The sequence below is a fragment of the Paludibacterium yongneupense DSM 18731 genome (assembly GCF_000422925.1).
Taxonomy (GTDB): domain Bacteria; phylum Pseudomonadota; class Gammaproteobacteria; order Burkholderiales; family Chromobacteriaceae; genus Paludibacterium; species Paludibacterium yongneupense.
Window position 1 is genome coordinate 170,654 of the sequence record NZ_KE383957.1, and the last position, 18,704, is coordinate 189,357.

An 18,704-nucleotide genomic window follows, 5' to 3' on the forward strand; every position below is an offset into this window, starting at 1 on the left:
TTTTTTCGTGTGCTCGGGAGTCGATCTCGATTGCTTCTGCCCGCAGCGGCAGGGCCGTGTCGCCGGTGCCGGCCTCCGCTTAGACGTGCCCGCCGTAGCGCGAGGCTTTGCCGTTGGCGCCGGCCGAGCTGCGATCGCTGCCGACCTTGGGCTCGACGCGGTCGGGGATGTCGAGGCGGGCGACCGCTTTCGAGTCGTGGAGGATGACCAGGGTCCGGGCTTCGACGCGGGTGGCCAACAGCAAGCCCTTCGATGGCAGACCGCACGGCAGGGGCAAGGGGGACATTGGATGCTCCTCTACAAAGGGGGCGACAGGACGGAAGAAGACGCTCCGTCCGCGGCATGGGAAGACCGCGTCGAAGTGCGCGGGTTCCCGCAACGCGCTTGCCGCTGCCGGGGTATGATGTCAAAATATTTTTTTGTCATGAGAAAAGTCATGAAAATAAGGAAGGCTGTGAGCGCCGATGTTGCCGCGGTGATGGCGCTGCGCAAGGCCGCCATCCTGGCCCAGTGCGCAGGCTACTACTCTACCGCCAGCCTGCAGATCTGGACCGATGGGGGACCGGGTCCGGACTTTGTCGCCGCGCTGGACAGGCATGGCTATGTGGCCGAGATCGACGGCGTGCTGGCGGCGAGCGGGATGATAGACCTGCGGGACGGCAAGATCGATGCGATTTTTGTCGATCCTGTCCGCATGGGCAGCGGGATCGGACGGCGCATGCTGACCCACCTCGAGCGGCTCGCGCGCCAGGCCGGGCTCGTGCGCGTGCATCTCGATGCCACGCTGAATGCTGCCGACTTCTACCGCACCTGCGGCTTCACTGGCAGCGGACAGGCGCTGTATCGTTCGCCGCGCGGTATCGTGCTCGAATGCGTGCCGATGAGCAAAGACCTGTGACCGGGCGTCCTGTGCGGACCGGACGACTTCAGGATGTCGTGCTGATGACGTTGCCGATCCCGGTGTTGGAGGAGGGGTCTTCCAGCCTGCGGTAAAGGCTGCGCAAGAATTCCTGCAGCGAAGGGGCCAAGGTGCTGCTCTGGTTGGCCGAAGCGTCCGAGCTTTGCTGGACGTCGGTCATCAGCTTCTGAAACGACGCTTGCAGGCTGGACAGATTGCTGTTGTTCGAGCTGGCGCTTGCGCCGCTGGACATCTCCTGGATCAGATTCTGCAGGCCGGTACTGAAATTAGAGTAGCCGCCGTTGAGCGAAGACGCGGTCGTGTCCACGCTGGAGCGGTTCGGGCTTTGCAGGCTGATCGATGAATACAGATCGCGTACCAGCGTATGCAGATCCTGATCTATCATCGGGTTGCCGGTGGAGTAGTCACTGGCGCCGCTCTCTCCGGATGCCGAATTGCCGACCGGGTTGAGGCCGTACTGGGCCAGTGTCTGTTGTAGTGCCTGCTGAAATTCCTGGCCGCCGCCGCCGTTGTGGTAGTGGTGCCGGACCGTAGCGGCGGTGGGCCCCCCGTCCGATTGCGTGCTGCTCCCCGCTGCGGCAGCGCCACCGGCGGGCTGCAGGGCGCTCGTATACAGTGAACCATCGATAGAAGAAATCGTCATTGCCAGGCTCCTCAGACTTCCTGGCTGCAAACGCCCGTGTCGGGCTGGAGCCGGGAATCAGGTCAGGTCCGTCGACCCACGGCACTGCATAATCCGTGATCATCCATTATTCATATCGGCAGCAAGCTGGAAAAGTTGTGTCTTTTTATGGGGTTGTGGCGAATTTTTAGTCGCTATTGTGGTTTTTACGGCCAATTTGGTACTTTAGTCTGAAAAAAAGGGGGCTTGCAGCGGTCTGTTCCTGTCATACGAAAGCCGCTGCGGCCGGGCCGGTTCAAGGCTGAACTTTCCAGGAGACGAGTTCGCTGCTGAAACGCGACACCCGTTCGCCATTGTCATCGAAGTACTCTTCGATGGACCGGATCCAGCGCTTGACTTCGGGCGCATACCAGAACGCCTTGTAGGTCCGCCCGCCCACGCGCTGGCGCTCAGCCATCCCGGCTGTCGGCGCGGAAGCGGCGGCCGGCTCCAGTTCGGCTACCCAGCCCCCTTCGGCTTCGACCTTGAATGCATGAAAAGTACCGGCGGGGACGGTGACATCTTCCGTGCCGACGACGGTATAACGGCTGCGCCACAGTTCGAAGGCATGATCGGGGGTCGGGTGTATCTTGCGGTATTCGATATCCCAGCTTTTTCCCGGCGTCAACGGAAACGAAAAGGGACGATTGACCACGATGTCGGTGCCGTTTACCGACAATGTCCGGCTCCAGTCGGTCCCCGCAAACTGGTCGACGGCCGTCTCCGCCGCTCCGCTTACGGTCTGGGAGTAGTAAACGCTGCCGGCCGTGACACGGGTGACGGTGAAGTCGTTGCTGACACGGCTCAGGACCGTGCGGCCCTTTTCTGTCGTGATGTGGTAGGTCCAGGTGTCGCCGACGTGCAACTGCGGTCGCTCGGGGGCTTGTGCCAGAACGGCGAACGAAATGGCGGCCAGACTCGATCCACATGCAATCCGGTTCATGCTGCAACTCTTTAATTTACTGGTAGGGTAGATAATACTGTCAAGGTAATTGAATGTCATTCGTCCTGCGCTCTTGCGCGAACTCCACTCGCCATGAGGAGAGAGTAAGGTGTCGATATCACTTGCTGTCCGTCCGTTGCAATCGTCTGATTTCTCGGTGTGGTCCGTCTTGTGGGATGGCTACAACCAATTTTATGGACGCTCGGGCGCGGACGCGCTGGCGCCGGAGATTACGCGTACATGCTGGGCGCGGTTCTTTGATCCCGACGAGCCGGTGTGGGCGCTGGTCGCCGAATGCGACGGTTTTCTGATCGGTTTCGCGCATTACCTGTTTCACCGCAGCACGACACTGATCGGTCCGACCTGTTACTTGCAAGACTTGTATACGGTGGAGGCGGCGCGTGGTCAGGGGGTCGGCCGCTTGCTGGTCGAAGCCGTCTACGCGCGTGCGCGCGAAGCCGGCGCCGGTCGCGTGTATTGGCAGACGCATGAGACCAATTTGACGGCAATGCGGCTGTACGACTCGGTGGCCGAGCGCTCGGGATTTCTGGTTTATCGCAAAATCCTGTGAGGCGTTGGCCGCCGCCCTGCCGGGGTGGCGATGCGCCGGCCCGGACTCTCGCATTTTTGATGGGGGCGTAGCGATGCGTAATGTATGGATTGTCCTGCTGGTGGTGCTGAGCGTGTCCGGTTGCGGTTATAACACCTTGCAGAGCAAGGATGAGCAGCTCAAGTCGAGCTGGTCGGAAGTGCTTAACCAGTATCAGCGCAGAGCCGACCTGGTGCCAAACCTGGTCGATACCGTCAAGGCGTACGCGGCGCATGAAAAAGGCGTGCTGGTCGACGTCACGCGCGCCCGCGCCCGGGTGGGCGGCCTGCAGGCCCGTCCGGAGATGCTGAACGATCCCGCGGCCTTCGCCAAATTTCAGGCGGCCCAGTCGCAGTTGTCGGGGGCGCTCTCGCGTTTGCTGGTGGTGACGGAGAACTATCCGCAGTTGAAGGCGGACACAGGATTCCGCGATCTGCAGGCCCAGCTCGAGGGCACGGAAAACCGCATTGCCGTCGCGCGCAACCGCTATATCAAGGCGGTTCAGGACTACAACATCACGGTGCGCAGCTTCCCCTCGAACCTGACGGCGCTGGCGCTCGGCTATAAAGTGAAGCCCAACTTCGCACTCGAGAACGAAAAGGCGCTGTCGACGGCGCCGCGCGTCGACTTCGGAGCGTCGGGCACGCCGGCGGCCGCGCAGGGCAGTAGTCAATGACGAGGGTCGCGGCGGCGCTGCGCGGCGTGTTGCTGCTTGCCGCCTTCGGCTGGAGCTTGCTGGCCGCGGCCGAACCGTTGCCGGTGCCGCCACTGAGTGCGCATGTCACCGATCAGACCGGTGCTTTCACGCGCGAGCAGTCCGCAGCGCTGGAGCGGAAGCTGCAGGCCTTCGAAGCCCGCAAGGGCAGCCAGCTGGCGGTGCTCGTCGTCGGCACGACCGGGGGCGAGCCGATAGAGCAATACTCTCTGCGTGTTGTCGAACAGTGGAAACTCGGGCGTGCGAAGGTGGACGATGGCGCCTTGCTCATCGTTGCCAGGAATGATCGCACCCTGCGCATCGAGGTCGGCTACGGCCTCGAGGGGGCGCTGAACGATGCGACGAGCAAGCGCATCATCAGTGAAATCATCGTGCCGCGCCTGCGCCGGGGGGATTTCTACAGCGGCATCGCGGACGGCGTGGATCGTATGATGAGCGTGATCGATGGCGAGCCCTTGCCCGCGCCCGATCGCCGCGACGCGCGGGGCCGGAGCGAGTCCGTGCTGCCGCTGCTGTTTCTGCTGGTGTTTGTGGCGGGGGGCATTCTCCCGCCGTTGCTCGGACGGATTCCCGCCGCCGTCGTGGCGGGCAGCGGGGCGGCGGTTCTGGTCTGGGTGCTGGTCGATGGCGTGCTCGCCGCCTTGGGCGCGGGAGCGCTCGCCTTTGTCCTGGTGCTGGCGCAGGGTGTATTCGGCGGCCGCGGCGGTCCGGGTGGCGGCTGGCCGGGGGGAGTAAGCGGTGGCGGTTTTGGCGGTGGCGGAGGCTTTGGCGGCGGTGGTGGCGGTTTTGGCGGCGGCGGTGCCTCGGGGAGATGGTGATGGCTGGTCTCGGACGATGGGTGCGACATTTTTTCATGCCGCAGTGGCAGGTCCGGCGGGTATTCCCGGCGGCGGCGCTGCGTAGCGTCGAGGACGCGATCAGGCTTGGCGAGCAGGCGCATGCAGGGCAGGTTCGCTTTGCGATCGAGGGCGCCTTGCCGGGCCGGGCCCTGTATCGCGGACAAACGGCCAGAGACAGGGCGGTCGACGTTTTTTCGCGTTTGCGGGTCTGGGACACCGAACATAACAACGGTGTGCTCGTTTATGTGTTGCTGGCCGACCGCGCGGTCGAGATCGTCGCCGACCGGGGGATTCACGCGCGGGTAGGAGAACGCGAGTGGGCGGCCATCTGCCGACGCATGGAAGACGCATTTCGGCAAGGCCGCTTTCGGGAGGGGGCCGAGGAGGGCGTGCGCGAACTCGGTCGCTGTCTGGCCGAACATTTCCCTGCGGCATCGGGCCAGGCGAACGAGTTGCCGGATGGGCCCGTGCTGCTATAGGCCGTGCGGCTGGCGCCCGTCCTCAGCCCGCAACGCCGGCGCGGCCTCGCCAGCGCCGCAGCAGCAGCGAGTTGCTGACGACCGATACCGAACTCATGGCCATGGCGGCGCCGGCGACGACGGGGTTGAGCATGCCGAGCGCGGCAAGCGGAATGCCGAAAATATTGTAGATGAAGGCAAAGAACAGGTTCTGGCGGATCTTGGACAGCGTTGCGCGCGATAGGGCGATCGCATCGCACACGGCCAGCAGATCGCTATGCATGATGGTGACGTCGGCGGTCTCTATCGCGACGTGGCTGCCGGCGCCCATCGCAAAGCCGACATCGGCGGCGGCGAGCGCCGGCGCATCGTTCACGCCGTCGCCGACCATGGCCACATGGCGTCCTTCCTGTTTCAATTCCCGTACAAAGGCGGCCTTGTCCTGCGGCAATACCTGGGCACGGTAGCGCTCGATGCCGGCCAGTCCCGCGATGACGGAGGCGGTGGCCGGATTGTCTCCGGTCATCATCACGACCTCGACCCCGCTCTGGCGCAGGCGTTCGACCGCGAGGCGGGAGCTCGGCCGGATGGCATCGGCAATCGCGATCAATCCGACCTGCCTGTCGTCGACCGACACGGCCGCCAGCGTGCGGCCCAGCATGGCCTGCTCGCCGATTCGCGCTTCGTCGGCCGCGCCCACTGGTCCCGCCCAGGACGGAGAGCCGACGCGGACACGACTGTCCCCGATGCGACCGCTGATGCCCCGTCCCGGTTCCGTGCCGAAATCCTCCACCGCTAGCAGCGTCTCGCCGGCCTCCTGGCATGCGCGCAGGATGGCGCGCGCCAACGGGTGCTCCGAACCTTGCTCCAGGCTGGCTGCCAGTTGCAGGATCCGGCCGACCGGCAAGTCGGCGCACGGGACGATCTGCTGGACGGCAGGCTGGCCCAGGGTCAGGGTGCCGGTCTTGTCGACGACCAGTACATCGATTTTTTCGGCGTGCTCCAGGGCCGCGGCATTGCGAAAAAGAATGCCGTGCTGCGCGCCGCGGCCGATGCCGACCATGACCGCCGTCGGTGTGGCGAGCCCGAGCGCGCACGGGCAGGCGATGACCAACACGGCGATCGCATTGATCAGACTGCTGGCGACGCCCGTGCCCAGCGCGACGCTCAACGCGAAGGTCAGTACGGCGATGGAGACCACGGCCGGAACGAAAACGCCGGCTATCCGGTCTGCCAGACGCTGGATAGGCGCTTTGGAACCCTGCGCTGCCGAGACCAGCCGGACGATCTCCGCCAGCTGGGTCTGGCCGCCGACGCTGGTCGCACGACACTTGAGCGTCCCGTCCTGCACGTTGGTCGCGGCGTAGACGCGATCGCCCTCGGCTTTTTCCACTGGCAGGCTTTCCCCGGTCAACATGCTTTCATCGACCGCCGCCCGTCCGGCGATGACCTCGCCATCGACCGGAATCGCCTCGCCATGCGGAACGATGACGATGTCGCCGGTTTTCAGCTCGGTGATCGGCACTTCTCGCAGCTCGCCCTCCACTTCGACACGCGCGCTGCGCGGTTGCAGCTTGAGCAGCTCGGCGATCGCACTTGAGGTCTTGCCCTTCGCGCGCGACTCCAGCCACTTGCCGAGGATGACCAGGGTGATGATGGCGGCGCTGGCTTCGAAGTAAACGTGGCGTTCGCTCCAGCCGAACATCGTGACCACGCTGCTCAGGCCGTAGGCCGTCGTGGTGCCCAGTGCCACCAGTACGTCCATATTGGCGGCTCCGCCGCGCAGGCTGTGCCAGGCGCCCTTGTAAAAGCGGCGGCCGAACCAGAATTGCACCGGCGTAGCCAATAGCCATTGCAGAGCGCGCGGCAAGAATTCGCCATGCCCGCCACTCATCATCGCGACCATCTCGGCCAGCAGCGGCAGGGTCAGCAAGGCCGACAGCACGAACTGGGTACGGTCGCTGTGCATTTGGGCGGCTCTTTCCTCGCCCCGGTCGATGGCATCGGTCTGAAGCCGCGCGCCATAGCCTGCTTTCTCCACGGCGGCGATCAGCGTGTCGGCGTCTAGCATTCCGGCCGGAAAACGGATCTCTGCTACCTCCGTCGCAACGTTCACGCTAGCTGTGGCGCCGGGCTGCCGGTTCAGGACTTTCTCGATGCGCGCCGCGCAAGCTGCGCAGCTCATGCCTGACAGCGACAGGCGTATCGTGCTCTCCGGCACGGTGAAGCCGGTTTTGCGAACGGTAGCGAGCAGTTCGGTCAGCGATGTCTGCTCCAGATCCACATGGATCAGCGCGCTCTCACTGGCAAAGTTGACGCTCGCACTGACGCCTGCCCTTTTGTTCAGCTGTTTCTCGATGCGGCTGGCGCAGGCGGCGCAGGTCATGCCTCCGATGGGGAGGCTGAGGTCGATGTGCTTGTCCATGACGGGGTCCGCGAAGAAAACGATCTGGCGTTATCTTATACCCTATGGGGGTATGTGAGAAGTGATTTCTTCGGGAGAGAGGGAGCGGTGCGATGTGTCGCGTACAAGGCGGATGGTCGGGGGGCTGTGCTTTTGAGTGCGCATCGGAAGGCTGACGGGGGAGGAGAGTCGCCGCTATAGATCAATTTGTGATTATAAAATCAATATTAATAACTTTGTCTAATATCAATACAGGCGTAATTTGCAGGGATCAGCCAGCAGGAGCATCTGTCGTGCCTTTACCCACAAGCCCGTCGATCAAGCACGATCGTTTCCGCGCAGCGGTGCTGGAAATCGATCGCGTCAGCAAGCGGTTCGGCGCGACGCAAGCACTCGCCGATGTCAGTCTGCGCGTCGATGCCGGCGAGGTCGTGGCCCTGATGGGAGCAAACGGCGCGGGCAAGTCCACCTTGGTGAAAATCATCGCCGGCGTGCAAGCCCCCGACAGTGGCGGGGTCCGGCTCGATGGCCGGCCTTCGCCCTCGTCCTCGCCGCGCGCGGCTCTGTCCCGCGGCATAGTCACCGTGCATCAGGCGACCGAGCTGCTCGGCGTGCCGGAAATGACCGTTGCGGAAAACCTTCTGCTCGGGTGGCTGTGCCGCGGTGCGCTGCCGCTGGTGCCCGGACGGCGGCGTCTGTTGGCGGCTGCCCGTGATGTTGCGGCGCTGATCGGACTCGACTTGCCGCTGCACGCCCTGTTTGCCGATCTCTCGCCTGCGCAGCGGCAGCTGCTGGCGGTGGCACGGGCGCTGGCGGATGACGCCCGCGTGATCATTCTCGACGAGCCGACCGCCAGCGTGTCGGCGCGCGAAGCGGAACAGTTGTTCGAGGTCATTGCCCGGCTGAAGGCGCGCGGCGTGGGGGTGCTTTATATCTCGCACCGGCTGGGCGATTTGCGGCGTATCGCCGATCGGGCCGTGGTGCTGCGCAATGGCCGCGTGGTCGGGGACTATGCCTCCCCGCTCGATCTGGATGCGGCGGTGCGCGCGATGATAGGCCATGCGCCGGCAGCCCCGGCGCTGTCAGAGCGGCATGCCGATGCGCGGCGGGTACTCGAGATCCGGCAACTGACGCTGCGCGCAGGAGCGCAACCGATTTCTCTTGATCTGTGCGCGGGAGAGGTCGTGGCGATCACCGGTCCGCTCGGCGCCGGCAAAAGTCGGCTGTTGCGCACGCTGTTCGGAGCCGAGCCGCTGCGCGGCGGTTCGTTTGCGCTCGACGGCCGCGCCTGGCAACCGCGGTCTGTGGCCGCTGCCATCGCCAGCGGCGTGTTCATGGCCGGAGAGGATCGCTGGCGCAGCAGTTTTCTGCCCGCCGACACGCTAGGCGCGCGCATCGCGGATGTGATCGCACTGCCGCATCTGCGCCGCCTGTTTCCTCGTGGCAGCTACTCCCGCTCCGGGATCGATGCCATTGCCGCCGCCGAGATCGAAAGGCTGGGCATCCGCTGCCAGGGGCCGGATGCGACCCCCGATCAGCTCTCGGGTGGCAATCAGCAGAAGGTGGTTCTTGCCCGCTGGCAGAGCCAGCCCTGCCGCGTACTGCTGCTGGATGAACCGTTTCAGGGGGTGGACGTCGGCGCGCGCGCCGACCTCATCGCCGCCATCCGTTCCCGTCGCGATACGGCTACCCTGGTCGCGGTCAGCGATCGCGAGGAGGCGCTGGAAGTCGCCGATCGCCTGTTTGTGATGCGGGAACATCGATTGACCGAACTGAGGGTGCGGCGCGAAGGCGAAAGCGTGCTGGCTGCCCTGCACGCTCTGGAATCCAGCGAGGACTTCGTATGAACACCAGTCTGACCCTTTCCCCTATCCCGCGCTGGCGCGCGACCGCGCAGGCACTGCGCCGCTATGCGCTCTTCTTCCTGCTGGCGCTGATGCTGATGGTCTTCGGCGTGGCCGAGCCCGCGTTTCTGCGGCTGAACAATCTGCTGAGCATCTTGCAGTCGACGGCGGTCGACGCGCTGCTGGGGCTGGCGGTAACCATTGCCCTGATCGGCGGCGGCTTCGATCTGTCCATCGGAGCGGTGGCCGCGCTTTCGTTGATGATCAGCAGCTACGCGATGGTGGTGCTCGGGCTCGGAGCCGCCGCCAGCGTGGCGCTGGCGCTGCTGGCGGGGGCGCTGGTCGGCGCTTTCAACGGGCTGCTGGTGTTCCGTCTGCGGATACCGGACATGCTGGCGACGTTGGGCACCCTGTTTCTGCTCGGCGGTCTGCAACTGCTGCCCAGTGCGGGCCGTTCGATCACGCCCGGCTTGATTCTTCCCGACGGCAGTTCGGCCAACGGCAGCTTTGCCCCGGCTTTTCTCGCCATCGGCCGCAGCGAGTGGCAGGGGGTTCCGCTGCCGGTACTGATCGTGGGTTTGCTCGCCTGGCTCGCCTGGTTTGTTACCGAGCGTACGCGCTGGGGGCGCGTGCTGTGCGCCACCGGCGGCAATGAAGCCGCCGCCCGCCTGGCCGGTGCGCCCACCGTGCGCTATCGCCTGATCGCCTATATCGCATCCGGGCTGCTGGCGGCACTCGGGGGGGTGATCATCGCCGCCCGTGTCGGTCGCGGCGACGTCTCGGGCGGAAACGGTTTGCTGCTCGACAGCGTGGCGGCGGCGCTGATCGGATTTGCCGTGCTTGAAGCGCGCCGGCCCAATGTCGTCGGAACCGTCGTCGGCGCCGTGTTCGTCGGAGTGCTGCTCAACGGCCTGACCATGCTGAATGTCTCGTTTTATAGCCAGGACCTGATCAAGGGACTGGTACTCGTCGTCGCGCTGGGCCTGACTTTCGGCCCGGGCCGCGCACATCGTCTCTGAAAAGCCGGATCGAGGAGTTCTCATGCTTACATCTGCTTTATCGCCTGCCTGGCGCCGCATTGCGGTCGGCGTCGGCCTGTTCGCGGCCTTCGCGTCGGCGGCGGCCGCCTCCGGGATCAAGGGCGCGCCGCCGCCGTTCGACAAGGGCGGGGTCAAGATCGCCTTGATCAACTATCTGTCGGCCGGCGATTTTTTTCAGGCGTATGAAGGCGGTGCGCAACGACAGGCGCGCGCCCTCGGCATCGACTTGCGTGTCTTTCCCGGCAAGCAGGACGCGGCACTGCAGCGCGATCAAATCGAACAGGCGATCAATCTGGGTGTGAAAGGCATCATCGTCAATCACGGTTTGCCCGAGTCGTTGAAAGATGTGGTGCAGAAGGCCGTCAATGCCGGCATCAAAGTCGTGGCCTTCGACGTCGATCTCGATCAGGCGCAGATCCCCCAGATCGAGCAAAGCGACAAGGATCTTGCATCGTCGTTGCTGAATCTGGCGATCAAGCAGAACGGGCGCGCGTTCAAGGCCGCTTATGTCTATGTGCCCGGTTTTGCGCCGCTGGACCGGCGCGACGCGGTCTGGCAGAGCGTGAAGAAGTCCACGCCCGGCATCGTCGAAAAAGCGCGCTGGGGCACCGTCGACAATCCGATCGCCACTTCGGTGGCGGCGCAGGCGCTTGCCGCCTTGCGCGCCCATCCCGATATCAGCGTGGTATTCGCTCCCTACGACGAATTTGCCCGCGGTACCAAACTCGCTGCCAGCGAATTGGGCATCGGGCGCAAGCTGAAGATTTATAGCGCCGACATCTCGACATCGGATATTCGCGAAATCCGGGAGGCGGGCAGTCCCTGGGTCGCTACCGCCGCCACCAACCCCGCCGTGGTGGGGGCCGTGTCGGTGCGCGCACTGGCGCTCTCTATAGCCGGTATCAATCCTGGTCGTCATATCGCGGTCAAACCGACCCTGATTACGCGTGCCGATCTGGATCGCCTCGATATCAAGACGGTTGAGGAGCTATCGGCCAGACTGCCGGCCTTCGGCACCAGCGACGCCGCGCGTGCGGCGTGGATTCCTGTCACGCATTGAGGGGAAAGACATGGGCATCGAGATCCCTGCGGGCTATCGTCCGCTGGACGATGATAGTCTGCGCCGCTGGTTGAGCGGGGTCGCCGTACTGGCAGAGCGCCTGGGCGGACCGAGCGCAGACTGGACGGTGGAGGAGGTCGGCGACGGCAATCTGAACCTGGTGTTTCTGGTTCGCGGTGCGACCGGCGGGGTCTGCGTGAAGCAATCGCTGCCCTATGTCCGCGTTGTCGGCGAGAGCTGGCCGATGCCGCTGGAGAGGACGTTTTTCGAAGCGTGCCATCTGTCCGAGACGGCCGCCCATGTCGGCCGTCTCGCGCCGGCGCTGCTGCACTACGATGCGACCTTGTTCGTGCTGGTCGAGGAGCTGCTTGAGCCGCATCGGGTGCTGCGCGGCGCATTGATCGCCGGGGTGCGCTACCCCGATGCCGCGCGTGCGGTGGCGGAATATGTCGCGAAGAACGGTGTGCTGAGTTCGGTGCTGGCGCAACCGTTCGAAAAGGTATTCGACCGCGCGGCCGTGTTTGCTGCCAATCAGGCGCTGACTCGTGTCACCACCGAGCTGGTGTTCGCCGACCCCTATCGCGAGCAGGCCCGCAATCGCTGGTCCAGTCCGCAACTGGACGATGCGGCGGCCTCCATCCGGCACGACGCACGGCTCAAGCTGGCGGTGGCGCGACTCGGACAGGCGTTTCTGACCCGGCATGATGCCTTGCTGCACGGTGATCTGCATACCGGCTCGGTCATGGTCTCTGCGAGCGATACCCGGGTCATCGATCCCGAGTTCGCCCGTTACGGGCCGCTTGGCTTCGATCTCGGCAACTTCGTCGCCAATCTGCTGACCGCCTATTTTTCCCAGCCCGGACACGAGACCCGCGCTGGCGAACGCACGGATTACGGGGAATGGATATTGGCGCAAATCGATTTGTTCTGGCGTCATTTCGTGCTGCGCTACCAGCAGTTGTGGCGAGAGCAGACGGAGGGGGACGCGTATCCGGTGACGCTGTTCGAAGAGGCGGACGGACAGCGGGCCTTGCAAGACGAACGGCAGCGCGCCGTCGCCGCCTTGCTGGACGATACGCTGGGCTTCGCCGGCGCGGAAATCATCCGCCGCATCCTGGGCTTTGCGCATAACCGCGAATTCGAGGCCATCCCCGATCCGGATGTGCGTGCACGGCTGGAGCGGCGCGCTCTGCAACTCGCGCGGCGCCTTCTGCTGGAAAAGGAGCGCTTCGGCTCGATCGAGGCCGTTCTTGCCGCGGCGCGGGCGGTGTCCGAGTACGAAGCGGAGGTGGCATGACGGTTCAGAGCGATAGCGGGCCCGAGGTGGAGCAGCTGATCGCTGCCGCGGGCGACGCGGCGCGGCGCGGATGGATTCCTGCGACATCGGGCAATTTTTCAGTCCGTATCGGCGAGCGCATCGCGATCACGCGCTCGGGCTGCGACAAGAGTGCGTTGCGCGTTCAGGATATGGCGCAGCTCGCACTTGACGACGCCCTGCCCGCCGGTGTGTCGGCCGAAGCCCCTTTGCACCTGGCACGTTACCGTGCCGATGCGGCGATCGGTGCGATCCTGCATGTGCATGCCGGCAGTGCGGCGCTGGTCTCGCGCCTGAGCGTGGCGCGCGGGCATCTGTTGCTGCACGGATGGGAGTTGCTGAAGGCTTTCAGCGGCATCGGCAGTCACGATGTGACCCTGCGCGTTCCGGTGTTCGCCAATGCGCAGGATACCGCCGCCCTAGCCCGGCAGATAGAGACCGAACTCGCGAGCGCGCATGCGACCCGCCTCGCGCCCGGCTATCTGCTGGCCGGCCACGGGCTGTATGCCTGGGGCCGGGATGTGGCCGAGGCGCGGCGCCATCTCGAGGCGTTCGATGCCTTGCTGACCCTGCAGTGGCAGTTCGATCACCAGACCCTGAATTCAGTAAGTGGAGATTATGTCGCATGACTACACTCATTCGTTACCGTGACGATGCCCCGCAGCAGGCATTGGAAAGCAGCACCGATGGAGCTGTCATCATCGAACGCCTGGCTGCGCTGGGCGTCGGCTTCGAGCGTTGGTCGACCTCGCGCAGCCCCCTGCCGGCCGCGGCCAGTGCCGACGCCATTCTGGCGGCCTATGCCGCCGAGATCGCACGGCTGCGCGAGCAGGGCGGCTATACCACCGCCGACGTGGTCCGGCTGACCCCCGACCACCCCGAGCGCGAAGCGCTGCGCGGCAAATTCATAGAAGAACACACCCATAGCGAAGATGAAGTGCGCTTCTTCGTCGAAGGCGGCGGCGCGTTTTATCTGCATATCGGCGATTCGGTCTATCAGTTGCTGTGCGAGCGCGGCGATCTGCTGCGCGTGCCTGCCAATGCCCGGCACTGGTTCGATATGGGGCCGCGGCCGCGGTTTACCGCGATTAGGCTGTTCACCGACCCCGCCGGCTGGGTCGGCCATTTTACCGGCGACGGTCTGTCCGCCCGCTTTCCGCGCTATGGCGAACCGTATGCCGGGGCTTGAGGCAACGGAGGGGCTGGCAGGGATCGTGCTGGATGTCGAGGGCACTGTCTGCGGCGTCGAGTTTGTACGCGAGATCCTGTTTCCGTATGCACGCCGTCATCTGGCCGCCTATCTCGATGATCATGCCGGCGAAACGCAACTGGAGGGAATCCTGGCCGAGACCCGTCAGCGGGCGGGGAGGCCGCTGACGCGGGATCAGACCCGAGACCAACTGCTGCAGTGGATGGCGGACGATCGCAAGCTTGCCCCGCTCAAATCGCTGCAGGGGTTGATCTGGGAAGCCGGCTACCGTTCGGGCCAGTTGCTCGCGCCGCTCTATCCCGATGTGGCGCCGCTCTTGCGCGAATGGCGCTCGCGCGGACTGCGCCTCTATGTCTACTCCTCGGGGTCGGTCCATGCACAGCGCCTGTTTTTCGCGCATAGCACGCACGGCGATCTGAGCGCCATGTTCGACGGCTATTTCGACACCGGCGTCGGTGGCAAGCTCGACCCCGCTTCTTATGCCGCGATCGCCGAGCGGACCGGATTGGCGCCCGGGAGCCTGCTGTTCTTGTCCGACCATGCGGGCGAGGTAGCGGCGGCGGCCGCGGCCGGTTGGCGTGCACTGCGGGTGGATCGTGGCGCGGCGTCCGTGGAGACGGACGCTGCGGCGATCCGCAGCTTCGACGAACTCAGCGTGTAGCCGCCTGCCGCAGCGGCGCCAGACCGGCTTCGCTGGCGGGAAAGACGCCATGCTCGGTAATCAGCGCGCTGATCAGCCGCGCCGGAGTGATGTCGAAGGCGGGATTCAGCGCGCGGGTGCCCTCCGGCGCCAGCCGTACCCGCTCGAGCGTTCCCCGATCGCTCAACCCGCTGATATGCGTGACTTCCTCGCTGCCGCGATCCTCGACCGGAATTTCGCTCTGACCATCGCGCGTCTGCCAGTCGAGGGTGCTGAGCGGCATGGCGACATAGAAGGGTATGCCGTTGTCGGCAGCGGCAAGCGCTTTCAGGTAGGTTCCCACTTTGTTGCAGACATCGCCCAGCGCACTGACGCGATCGGCGCCGACGATGCAGGCGTCGACTTTGCGCGCGCGCATCAGGTAGCCGCCGGCGTTGTCCGTAATCAGCGTGGCATCTATGCCGTGACTGGCCAATTCCCAGGTGGTGAGACTTGCGCCCTGATTGCGCGGGCGGGTCTCGTCTATCCAGACATGCAGCGGAACTCCCTGATCGTGCGCCCGGTACAGGGCCGCCAGGGCGGTCCCCCAGTCGACGCAACCCAGCCAGCCGGCATTGCAGTGGGTGAGCACATTCAGGCGGGGTGGACGTCCGAGCGCTTCCCAGCGCGTTCGCAGCAGGCCGGCGCCATGCGCGCCGATCGCGGCATTGGTGGCGACGTCCGCCTCGGCCAGTGCATCCGCCCGTTCCAGCGCCGCGGCGGCGCGCCCGGATGGCGGGAGCGCCGTCACATGCTCGACGACCTGCTGTAGCGCCCAGCGCAGATTGATCGCAGTAGGGCGGGTGGCTGCCAACAGCCCGCAGGCATGTTGCAGGGCATCGTCGCCGGGATCGCGCGCAAGCGCGAGCGCCAGGCCGTAAGCGGCGGTCACGCCGATCAGCGGCGCGCCGCGGACCACCATGTTGCGGATTGCGGCGGCGACATCGTCGACGCTGTCCAGCGCAATGCGTTCGAAACGGTGCGGCAGCCGTGTCTGGTCGATGACCAGCAAGCGCAGCCCGTCGCGCTCGATGCTGCGATAAGGATGACCGTTGACTTTCATCGTCTGATCCCGGGCGTGGCCGCCATGGTTGGAGGGGGCGGGAATACCTGGCCCCGTCAGATTAAAAAGAAATATGAAATTATTTTTAATATCAAACCGCGATCGGCGTCGATGCGGCGGCGATCACGCCTGCACGCCCCTGGCGGGGATCGCGGCACGATGCCCCGGCTAGATCGTGAAGTCCTCGCCATGCCAGCTGCCGTCGGCATCCTGCAAGGGCGGATGAGGAGCGGCGTCGCCGTTCGCACGTTCCAGTTGCTCCACCCTGGCGATCAGCATGCGCAGAGCCGTGCCCAGCGTGTCGGGCAGGCCCGTGTCATGCAGGTCGGGAGCGCTTCCTGGCGCGACTGACCGTGCGCGTATCACGATCTGACCGGGAATGCCGACCACGACCGAGTTGGGGGGCACCGATTTGACCACGACCGAGTTGGCTCCGACCCGGCTGTCGTCGCCGATAACGATCGCACCGAGCAGCTTGGCCCCGGCTCCGACGACGACGCGGTCGCCCAGCGTCGGATGACGCTTGCCGTGGGCGAGGCTGGTTCCACCCAATGTGACCCCGTGATAGATCGTGACATCGTTGCCGATTTCCGTCGTTTCGCCGATGACCACACCCATGCCGTGATCGATGAAGAAGCCGTCGCCTATGCGCGCTCCAGGGTGGATTTCGATTCCTGTCAGTCCTCGTGCGAGTTGCGACAAGAAGCGCGCGCTCAGCCGCCAGCCACGGCGCCATAGCCAGTGCGTGAGGCGGTAGCTCCATACCGCGTGCTGGCCGGAGTAGCACAGGATGACTTCGAGTGCCCCCCTGGCCGCCGGGTCGCGGGCGAGGATCATGCGGATGTCGCGACGGACGGTCTTGAACGGTCCGCGCAGCACGTGCGGCCTGTGCGGCACAGAGACCGGGGCGGCTGGCGCGAGCGGCGAGGTGTCCTTGATATGGGTCTGGTTCATGCCGGACTCCCGTGGATATGAGGGTCGCAAGCCGAGCCTCCGCGCCGGCAATGCCTGGCAGCCGCCAGAAAGACGGGGGAGGGCGTCGTCCTCGATAGTCGAGCTTATCGGTTCCGTCCGTCAGCTCGGAACGAAGAAAAAATTATAACGACATGACCACGGACGGCCATGCGGTGCCGCAGGCCGGGCTGTGCTGCATATATGAATTATTTATGTGTATTTATTTTTTCATTCCTTATTGATCTTAGTGCGGGCAGGTAGAGTGAGCCTGATTGTGTCCGCCGGTTTTCTGCTGCGGATGGTCGGGACCTTTTCTGTAATCGTGGTTGAAAAATGAAAACGCAAAACCATATCTACCTTTTCATGCTCGCCATCCTCGCGAGCAGTGTGGCGCAGGCCGATGCCACCCTCGACAAAATCAGGTCGCGCGGGGTCGTCGCGGCCGGCGTGATCGTAGATTCTCCTCCTTTCGGTTTCATCGACCCCAAGAGCGGGCAAGCTGGCGGTTTCAACATCGATCTGGCCCGCAGCATCGCTCAGCGGCTCGGAGCCAGGCTCGAACTGGTGACCGTGACACCACCGAATCGAGTGCAATTCTTGCAGCAGGGCAAGGTGGATCTGTTGCTCGCCAATATGCAGCTCAACGCGGAGCGCAGCGCGATCCTAGGTTATGTGCCAACCGCCTATGGCGAGGCGGGGGGCGGGCTGATCGCGCGCAAGGGCAGCGGGATAAAGCGGTGGGAAGACGTCAAGGGCAAGGTGATCTGCGTGTCGCAGGGTAGTAACTACGCTAAACCCCTGCTCGAGCAATATGGCGCGAACGTGCGCGGGCTGACCGGCATGCCCGAATCCTTGCTGGCCCTCAAGAGCGGGAGTTGTGCCGCCTCGGTGCATGACAGCGCTCCCCTGCATCTATTGGTTTCGGAGAATCCGGAGTGGAAAGAGTACGAGATGCCTGTCTCCAAGGACTTGATCCCGTTGCCGTCCGTGATCTGGGTGCGCAAAGGCGAACATGACACTGAAAAAGCGCTGGACCAGATTGCCCAGGATTGGTACCGCAGCGGTTGGTTGCTCCAGGAAACACGCAAATTCCGTATTCCCGTAACGCCGGAATTGCTGAAATGGCAAGCGCGTTACCCGGTGGCTATTCACTGAACAAGCATGACGAAGAGAGGCAGGGCGATGGCGACAGTAAACGAAGCCGTAGCGGGGGCGGTGTTGGCGCTGGCGATGGTCGCAGCGCATGCGGATGCAACGCTGGATAAAATCCGCTCGCGCGGAAGCGTGAGCGTCGGAGTGGTGCTGGGCGGGGCTCCGTATGGCGACGTGGATGGACATAGCGGTCAGCCGCAAGGGTTCAACGTCGACCTGGCCAGAAGCGTGGCCCAGCACCTGGGCGTCAAGCTGGATCTGGTCGTGGTGACGCCGGCCAATCGGGTCCAGTTCTTGCAGACCGGCAAAGTCGATCTGTTGCTTGCCAATATGCAATGGACGCAGGACCGGGCCGAGATCCTGAGCTTCGTCCCGACTCAGTATGACGAAAGCGGTGGGGCGGCCATGGTCCGCAAGGGGAGTGGCATCAAGCGCTGGGAAGACTTGCGCGGGAAACCGGTCTGCCTGTCGCAGGGGAGCAATTTCGCCAAGCCCTTGCTGGAAAAATATGGTGCCCAGCTGAAGGCTCTGCCGAGCATGCCGGAAGCCCTGCTCGCACTGAAGGGAGGGGCGTGCGTAGCCTCGGTGCACATCAGCAGTGGAATACACCGCCTCCTCGAAACCGAAGCCGACTGGAAGGACTACGAATCCCCGATTGCCAGCGATCTGATTCCTTCTCCGGGCGTCATTTGGGTGCGCCGGGGCGAGAAGGACACGGTCTCTGCACTCGACCGTATCGTCAAGCAGTGGCATGGCTCGGGATGGCTGATCCAGACTGCGCGCAAAGAGCATCTGACCGTCCCGCCCGTGATCTATGCCTTGCACGACAAATTCGCGACGACGGCCAGATAAGGAGCAT

20 protein-coding genes are annotated in these 18,704 nt (G+C 64.4%); 14 read left to right on the plus strand and 6 right to left on the minus strand.

Annotated features, from left to right (window positions below; genetic code table 11):
* Positions 1 to 79: 79 nt before the first annotated feature.
* Entirely contained in the window at positions 80 to 286 is a 207-nt protein-coding gene (locus tag G520_RS0115235; protein WP_028536399.1) for a hypothetical protein, read from the minus strand.
* 150 nt (positions 287 to 436) lie between these two features.
* Here G520_RS0115235 and G520_RS0115240 point away from each other — a divergent pair, with 150 nt between their 5' ends.
* Positions 437 to 898, plus strand: coding sequence for a GNAT family N-acetyltransferase (locus tag G520_RS0115240; RefSeq protein ID WP_028536400.1), 462 nt, complete (start codon positions 437 to 439; stop codon positions 896 to 898).
* Between the two features lie 28 nt (positions 899 to 926).
* On the opposite strand, the gene G520_RS0115245 is transcribed toward G520_RS0115240, so the two are convergent.
* Positions 927 to 1,562, minus strand: coding sequence for a hypothetical protein (locus G520_RS0115245; RefSeq protein ID WP_028536401.1), 636 nt, complete (start codon positions 1,560 to 1,562; stop codon positions 927 to 929).
* Positions 1,563 to 1,836: 274 nt separating this feature from the next.
* Positions 1,837 to 2,523 (minus strand): hypothetical protein, encoded by a 687-nt coding sequence (locus tag G520_RS0115250; protein ID WP_036666385.1) that lies wholly within the window; start codon positions 2,521 to 2,523, stop codon positions 1,837 to 1,839.
* 109 nt (positions 2,524 to 2,632) lie between these two features.
* Between G520_RS0115250 and G520_RS0115255 the strand changes: the two genes are divergently transcribed.
* From G520_RS0115255 to G520_RS0115270, 4 genes are all read left to right on the plus strand, one after another.
* Positions 2,633 to 3,094: a GNAT family N-acetyltransferase gene (locus G520_RS0115255; RefSeq protein WP_028536403.1), complete on the plus strand. Its 462-nt coding sequence runs from the start codon at positions 2,633 to 2,635 to the stop codon at positions 3,092 to 3,094.
* Positions 3,095 to 3,167: 73 nt separating this feature from the next.
* The gene (locus G520_RS0115260) at positions 3,168 to 3,788 is read left to right on the plus strand and encodes a LemA family protein (RefSeq protein WP_028536404.1); all 621 of its coding nucleotides are present in this window, start codon (positions 3,168 to 3,170) and stop codon (positions 3,786 to 3,788) included.
* Positions 3,785 to 4,645 (plus strand): TPM domain-containing protein, encoded by an 861-nt coding sequence (locus tag G520_RS0115265; RefSeq protein WP_028536405.1) that lies wholly within the window; start codon positions 3,785 to 3,787, stop codon positions 4,643 to 4,645. Before G520_RS0115260 ends, G520_RS0115265 begins: the two co-directional genes overlap by 4 nt.
* Positions 4,645 to 5,145 carry a TPM domain-containing protein gene (locus G520_RS0115270; protein ID WP_211222845.1) on the plus strand — a complete coding sequence of 167 codons (501 nt, stop codon included), beginning with the start codon at positions 4,645 to 4,647 and terminating at the stop codon, positions 5,143 to 5,145. Before G520_RS0115265 ends, G520_RS0115270 begins: the two co-directional genes overlap by 1 nt.
* Positions 5,146 to 5,167: 22 nt before the next feature.
* On the opposite strand, the gene G520_RS0115275 is transcribed toward G520_RS0115270, so the two are convergent.
* Positions 5,168 to 7,549 (minus strand): heavy metal translocating P-type ATPase, encoded by a 2,382-nt coding sequence (locus G520_RS0115275; RefSeq protein WP_028536407.1) that lies wholly within the window; start codon positions 7,547 to 7,549, stop codon positions 5,168 to 5,170.
* A gap of 272 nt (positions 7,550 to 7,821) precedes the next feature.
* Here G520_RS0115275 and G520_RS23055 point away from each other — a divergent pair, with 272 nt between their 5' ends.
* Genes G520_RS23055 through mtnC form a run of 7 tightly spaced genes read left to right on the plus strand, consistent with a single transcriptional unit; the run spans position 7,822 to position 14,658 of the window.
* Positions 7,822 to 9,375, plus strand: a complete 1,554-nt coding sequence (locus tag G520_RS23055; protein ID WP_211222846.1) for a sugar ABC transporter ATP-binding protein — start codon at positions 7,822 to 7,824, stop codon at positions 9,373 to 9,375.
* Positions 9,372 to 10,391: an ABC transporter permease gene (locus G520_RS0115285; RefSeq protein WP_036666387.1), complete on the plus strand. Its 1,020-nt coding sequence runs from the start codon at positions 9,372 to 9,374 to the stop codon at positions 10,389 to 10,391. The genes G520_RS23055 and G520_RS0115285 overlap by 4 nt, the downstream gene beginning before the upstream one ends.
* Positions 10,392 to 10,413: 22 nt before the next feature.
* Positions 10,414 to 11,472 carry a substrate-binding domain-containing protein gene (locus G520_RS0115290; protein WP_028536409.1) on the plus strand — a complete coding sequence of 353 codons (1,059 nt, stop codon included), beginning with the start codon at positions 10,414 to 10,416 and terminating at the stop codon, positions 11,470 to 11,472.
* Between the two features lie 10 nt (positions 11,473 to 11,482).
* Complete coding sequence (gene mtnK / locus G520_RS0115295) at positions 11,483 to 12,769, plus strand: S-methyl-5-thioribose kinase (protein WP_028536410.1); 1,287 nt, start codon at positions 11,483 to 11,485, stop codon at positions 12,767 to 12,769.
* Positions 12,766 to 13,416 (plus strand): methylthioribulose 1-phosphate dehydratase, encoded by a 651-nt coding sequence (mtnB, locus tag G520_RS23060; RefSeq protein WP_036666388.1) that lies wholly within the window; start codon positions 12,766 to 12,768, stop codon positions 13,414 to 13,416. Before mtnK ends, mtnB begins: the two co-directional genes overlap by 4 nt.
* Positions 13,413 to 13,976, plus strand: a complete 564-nt coding sequence (locus tag G520_RS0115305; protein WP_028536411.1) for a 1,2-dihydroxy-3-keto-5-methylthiopentene dioxygenase — start codon at positions 13,413 to 13,415, stop codon at positions 13,974 to 13,976. Before mtnB ends, G520_RS0115305 begins: the two co-directional genes overlap by 4 nt.
* Positions 13,963 to 14,658, plus strand: a complete 696-nt coding sequence (mtnC, locus tag G520_RS23065) for an acireductone synthase (RefSeq protein WP_051229442.1) — start codon at positions 13,963 to 13,965, stop codon at positions 14,656 to 14,658. Before G520_RS0115305 ends, mtnC begins: the two co-directional genes overlap by 14 nt.
* Here mtnC and mtnA read toward each other — a convergent pair.
* Complete coding sequence (mtnA, locus tag G520_RS0115315) at positions 14,648 to 15,739, minus strand: S-methyl-5-thioribose-1-phosphate isomerase (protein ID WP_028536412.1); 1,092 nt, start codon at positions 15,737 to 15,739, stop codon at positions 14,648 to 14,650. The genes mtnC and mtnA overlap by 11 nt on opposite strands.
* Before the next feature lie 168 nt (positions 15,740 to 15,907).
* Positions 15,908 to 16,693, minus strand: coding sequence for a serine O-acetyltransferase (cysE, locus tag G520_RS0115320; RefSeq protein ID WP_084637664.1), 786 nt, complete (start codon positions 16,691 to 16,693; stop codon positions 15,908 to 15,910).
* Between the two features lie 333 nt (positions 16,694 to 17,026).
* On the opposite strand from cysE, the gene G520_RS0115325 reads away from it, so the two are divergent.
* Together G520_RS0115325 and G520_RS0115330 are read left to right on the plus strand one after the other, a co-directional pair.
* Positions 17,027 to 17,848 carry a transporter substrate-binding domain-containing protein gene (locus tag G520_RS0115325; RefSeq protein ID WP_028536414.1) on the plus strand — a complete coding sequence of 274 codons (822 nt, stop codon included), beginning with the start codon at positions 17,027 to 17,029 and terminating at the stop codon, positions 17,846 to 17,848.
* 27 nt (positions 17,849 to 17,875) lie between these two features.
* A complete protein-coding gene (locus G520_RS0115330) occupies positions 17,876 to 18,697 on the plus strand; it encodes a transporter substrate-binding domain-containing protein (protein ID WP_028536415.1) in 822 nt (273 codons plus the stop codon).
* The last annotated feature ends 7 nt before the right edge of the window (positions 18,698 to 18,704 follow it).

What these genes read in the sequence shown, in the direction of transcription:
- G520_RS0115240 (WP_028536400.1), top strand. Translation starts at nt 437, where the DNA reads ATGAAAATAAGGAAGGCTGTGAGCGCCGATGTTGCCGCGGTGATGGCG.
- mtnK (WP_028536410.1), top strand. Translation starts at nt 11,483, where the DNA reads ATGGGCATCGAGATCCCTGCGGGCTATCGTCCGCTGGACGATGATAGT.
- G520_RS0115275 (WP_028536407.1), bottom strand. Translation starts at nt 7,549, where the DNA reads ATGGACAAGCACATCGACCTCAGCCTCCCCATCGGAGGCATGACCTGC.
- mtnC (WP_051229442.1), top strand. Translation starts at nt 13,963, where the DNA reads ATGCCGGGGCTTGAGGCAACGGAGGGGCTGGCAGGGATCGTGCTGGAT.
- G520_RS0115325 (WP_028536414.1), top strand. Translation starts at nt 17,027, where the DNA reads ATGAAAACGCAAAACCATATCTACCTTTTCATGCTCGCCATCCTCGCG.
- mtnB (WP_036666388.1), top strand. Translation starts at nt 12,766, where the DNA reads ATGACGGTTCAGAGCGATAGCGGGCCCGAGGTGGAGCAGCTGATCGCT.
- G520_RS0115330 (WP_028536415.1), top strand. Translation starts at nt 17,876, where the DNA reads ATGGCGACAGTAAACGAAGCCGTAGCGGGGGCGGTGTTGGCGCTGGCG.
- G520_RS0115265 (WP_028536405.1), top strand. Translation starts at nt 3,785, where the DNA reads ATGACGAGGGTCGCGGCGGCGCTGCGCGGCGTGTTGCTGCTTGCCGCC.
- G520_RS0115285 (WP_036666387.1), top strand. Translation starts at nt 9,372, where the DNA reads ATGAACACCAGTCTGACCCTTTCCCCTATCCCGCGCTGGCGCGCGACC.
- G520_RS0115305 (WP_028536411.1), top strand. Translation starts at nt 13,413, where the DNA reads ATGACTACACTCATTCGTTACCGTGACGATGCCCCGCAGCAGGCATTG.
- G520_RS0115250 (WP_036666385.1), bottom strand. Translation starts at nt 2,523, where the DNA reads ATGAACCGGATTGCATGTGGATCGAGTCTGGCCGCCATTTCGTTCGCC.
- G520_RS0115260 (WP_028536404.1), top strand. Translation starts at nt 3,168, where the DNA reads ATGCGTAATGTATGGATTGTCCTGCTGGTGGTGCTGAGCGTGTCCGGT.
- G520_RS0115270 (WP_211222845.1), top strand. Translation starts at nt 4,645, where the DNA reads ATGGCTGGTCTCGGACGATGGGTGCGACATTTTTTCATGCCGCAGTGG.
- mtnA (WP_028536412.1), bottom strand. Translation starts at nt 15,739, where the DNA reads ATGAAAGTCAACGGTCATCCTTATCGCAGCATCGAGCGCGACGGGCTG.
- G520_RS0115245 (WP_028536401.1), bottom strand. Translation starts at nt 1,562, where the DNA reads ATGACGATTTCTTCTATCGATGGTTCACTGTATACGAGCGCCCTGCAG.
- G520_RS0115235 (WP_028536399.1), bottom strand. Translation starts at nt 286, where the DNA reads ATGTCCCCCTTGCCCCTGCCGTGCGGTCTGCCATCGAAGGGCTTGCTG.
- G520_RS0115290 (WP_028536409.1), top strand. Translation starts at nt 10,414, where the DNA reads ATGCTTACATCTGCTTTATCGCCTGCCTGGCGCCGCATTGCGGTCGGC.
- cysE (WP_084637664.1), bottom strand. Translation starts at nt 16,693, where the DNA reads ATGAACCAGACCCATATCAAGGACACCTCGCCGCTCGCGCCAGCCGCC.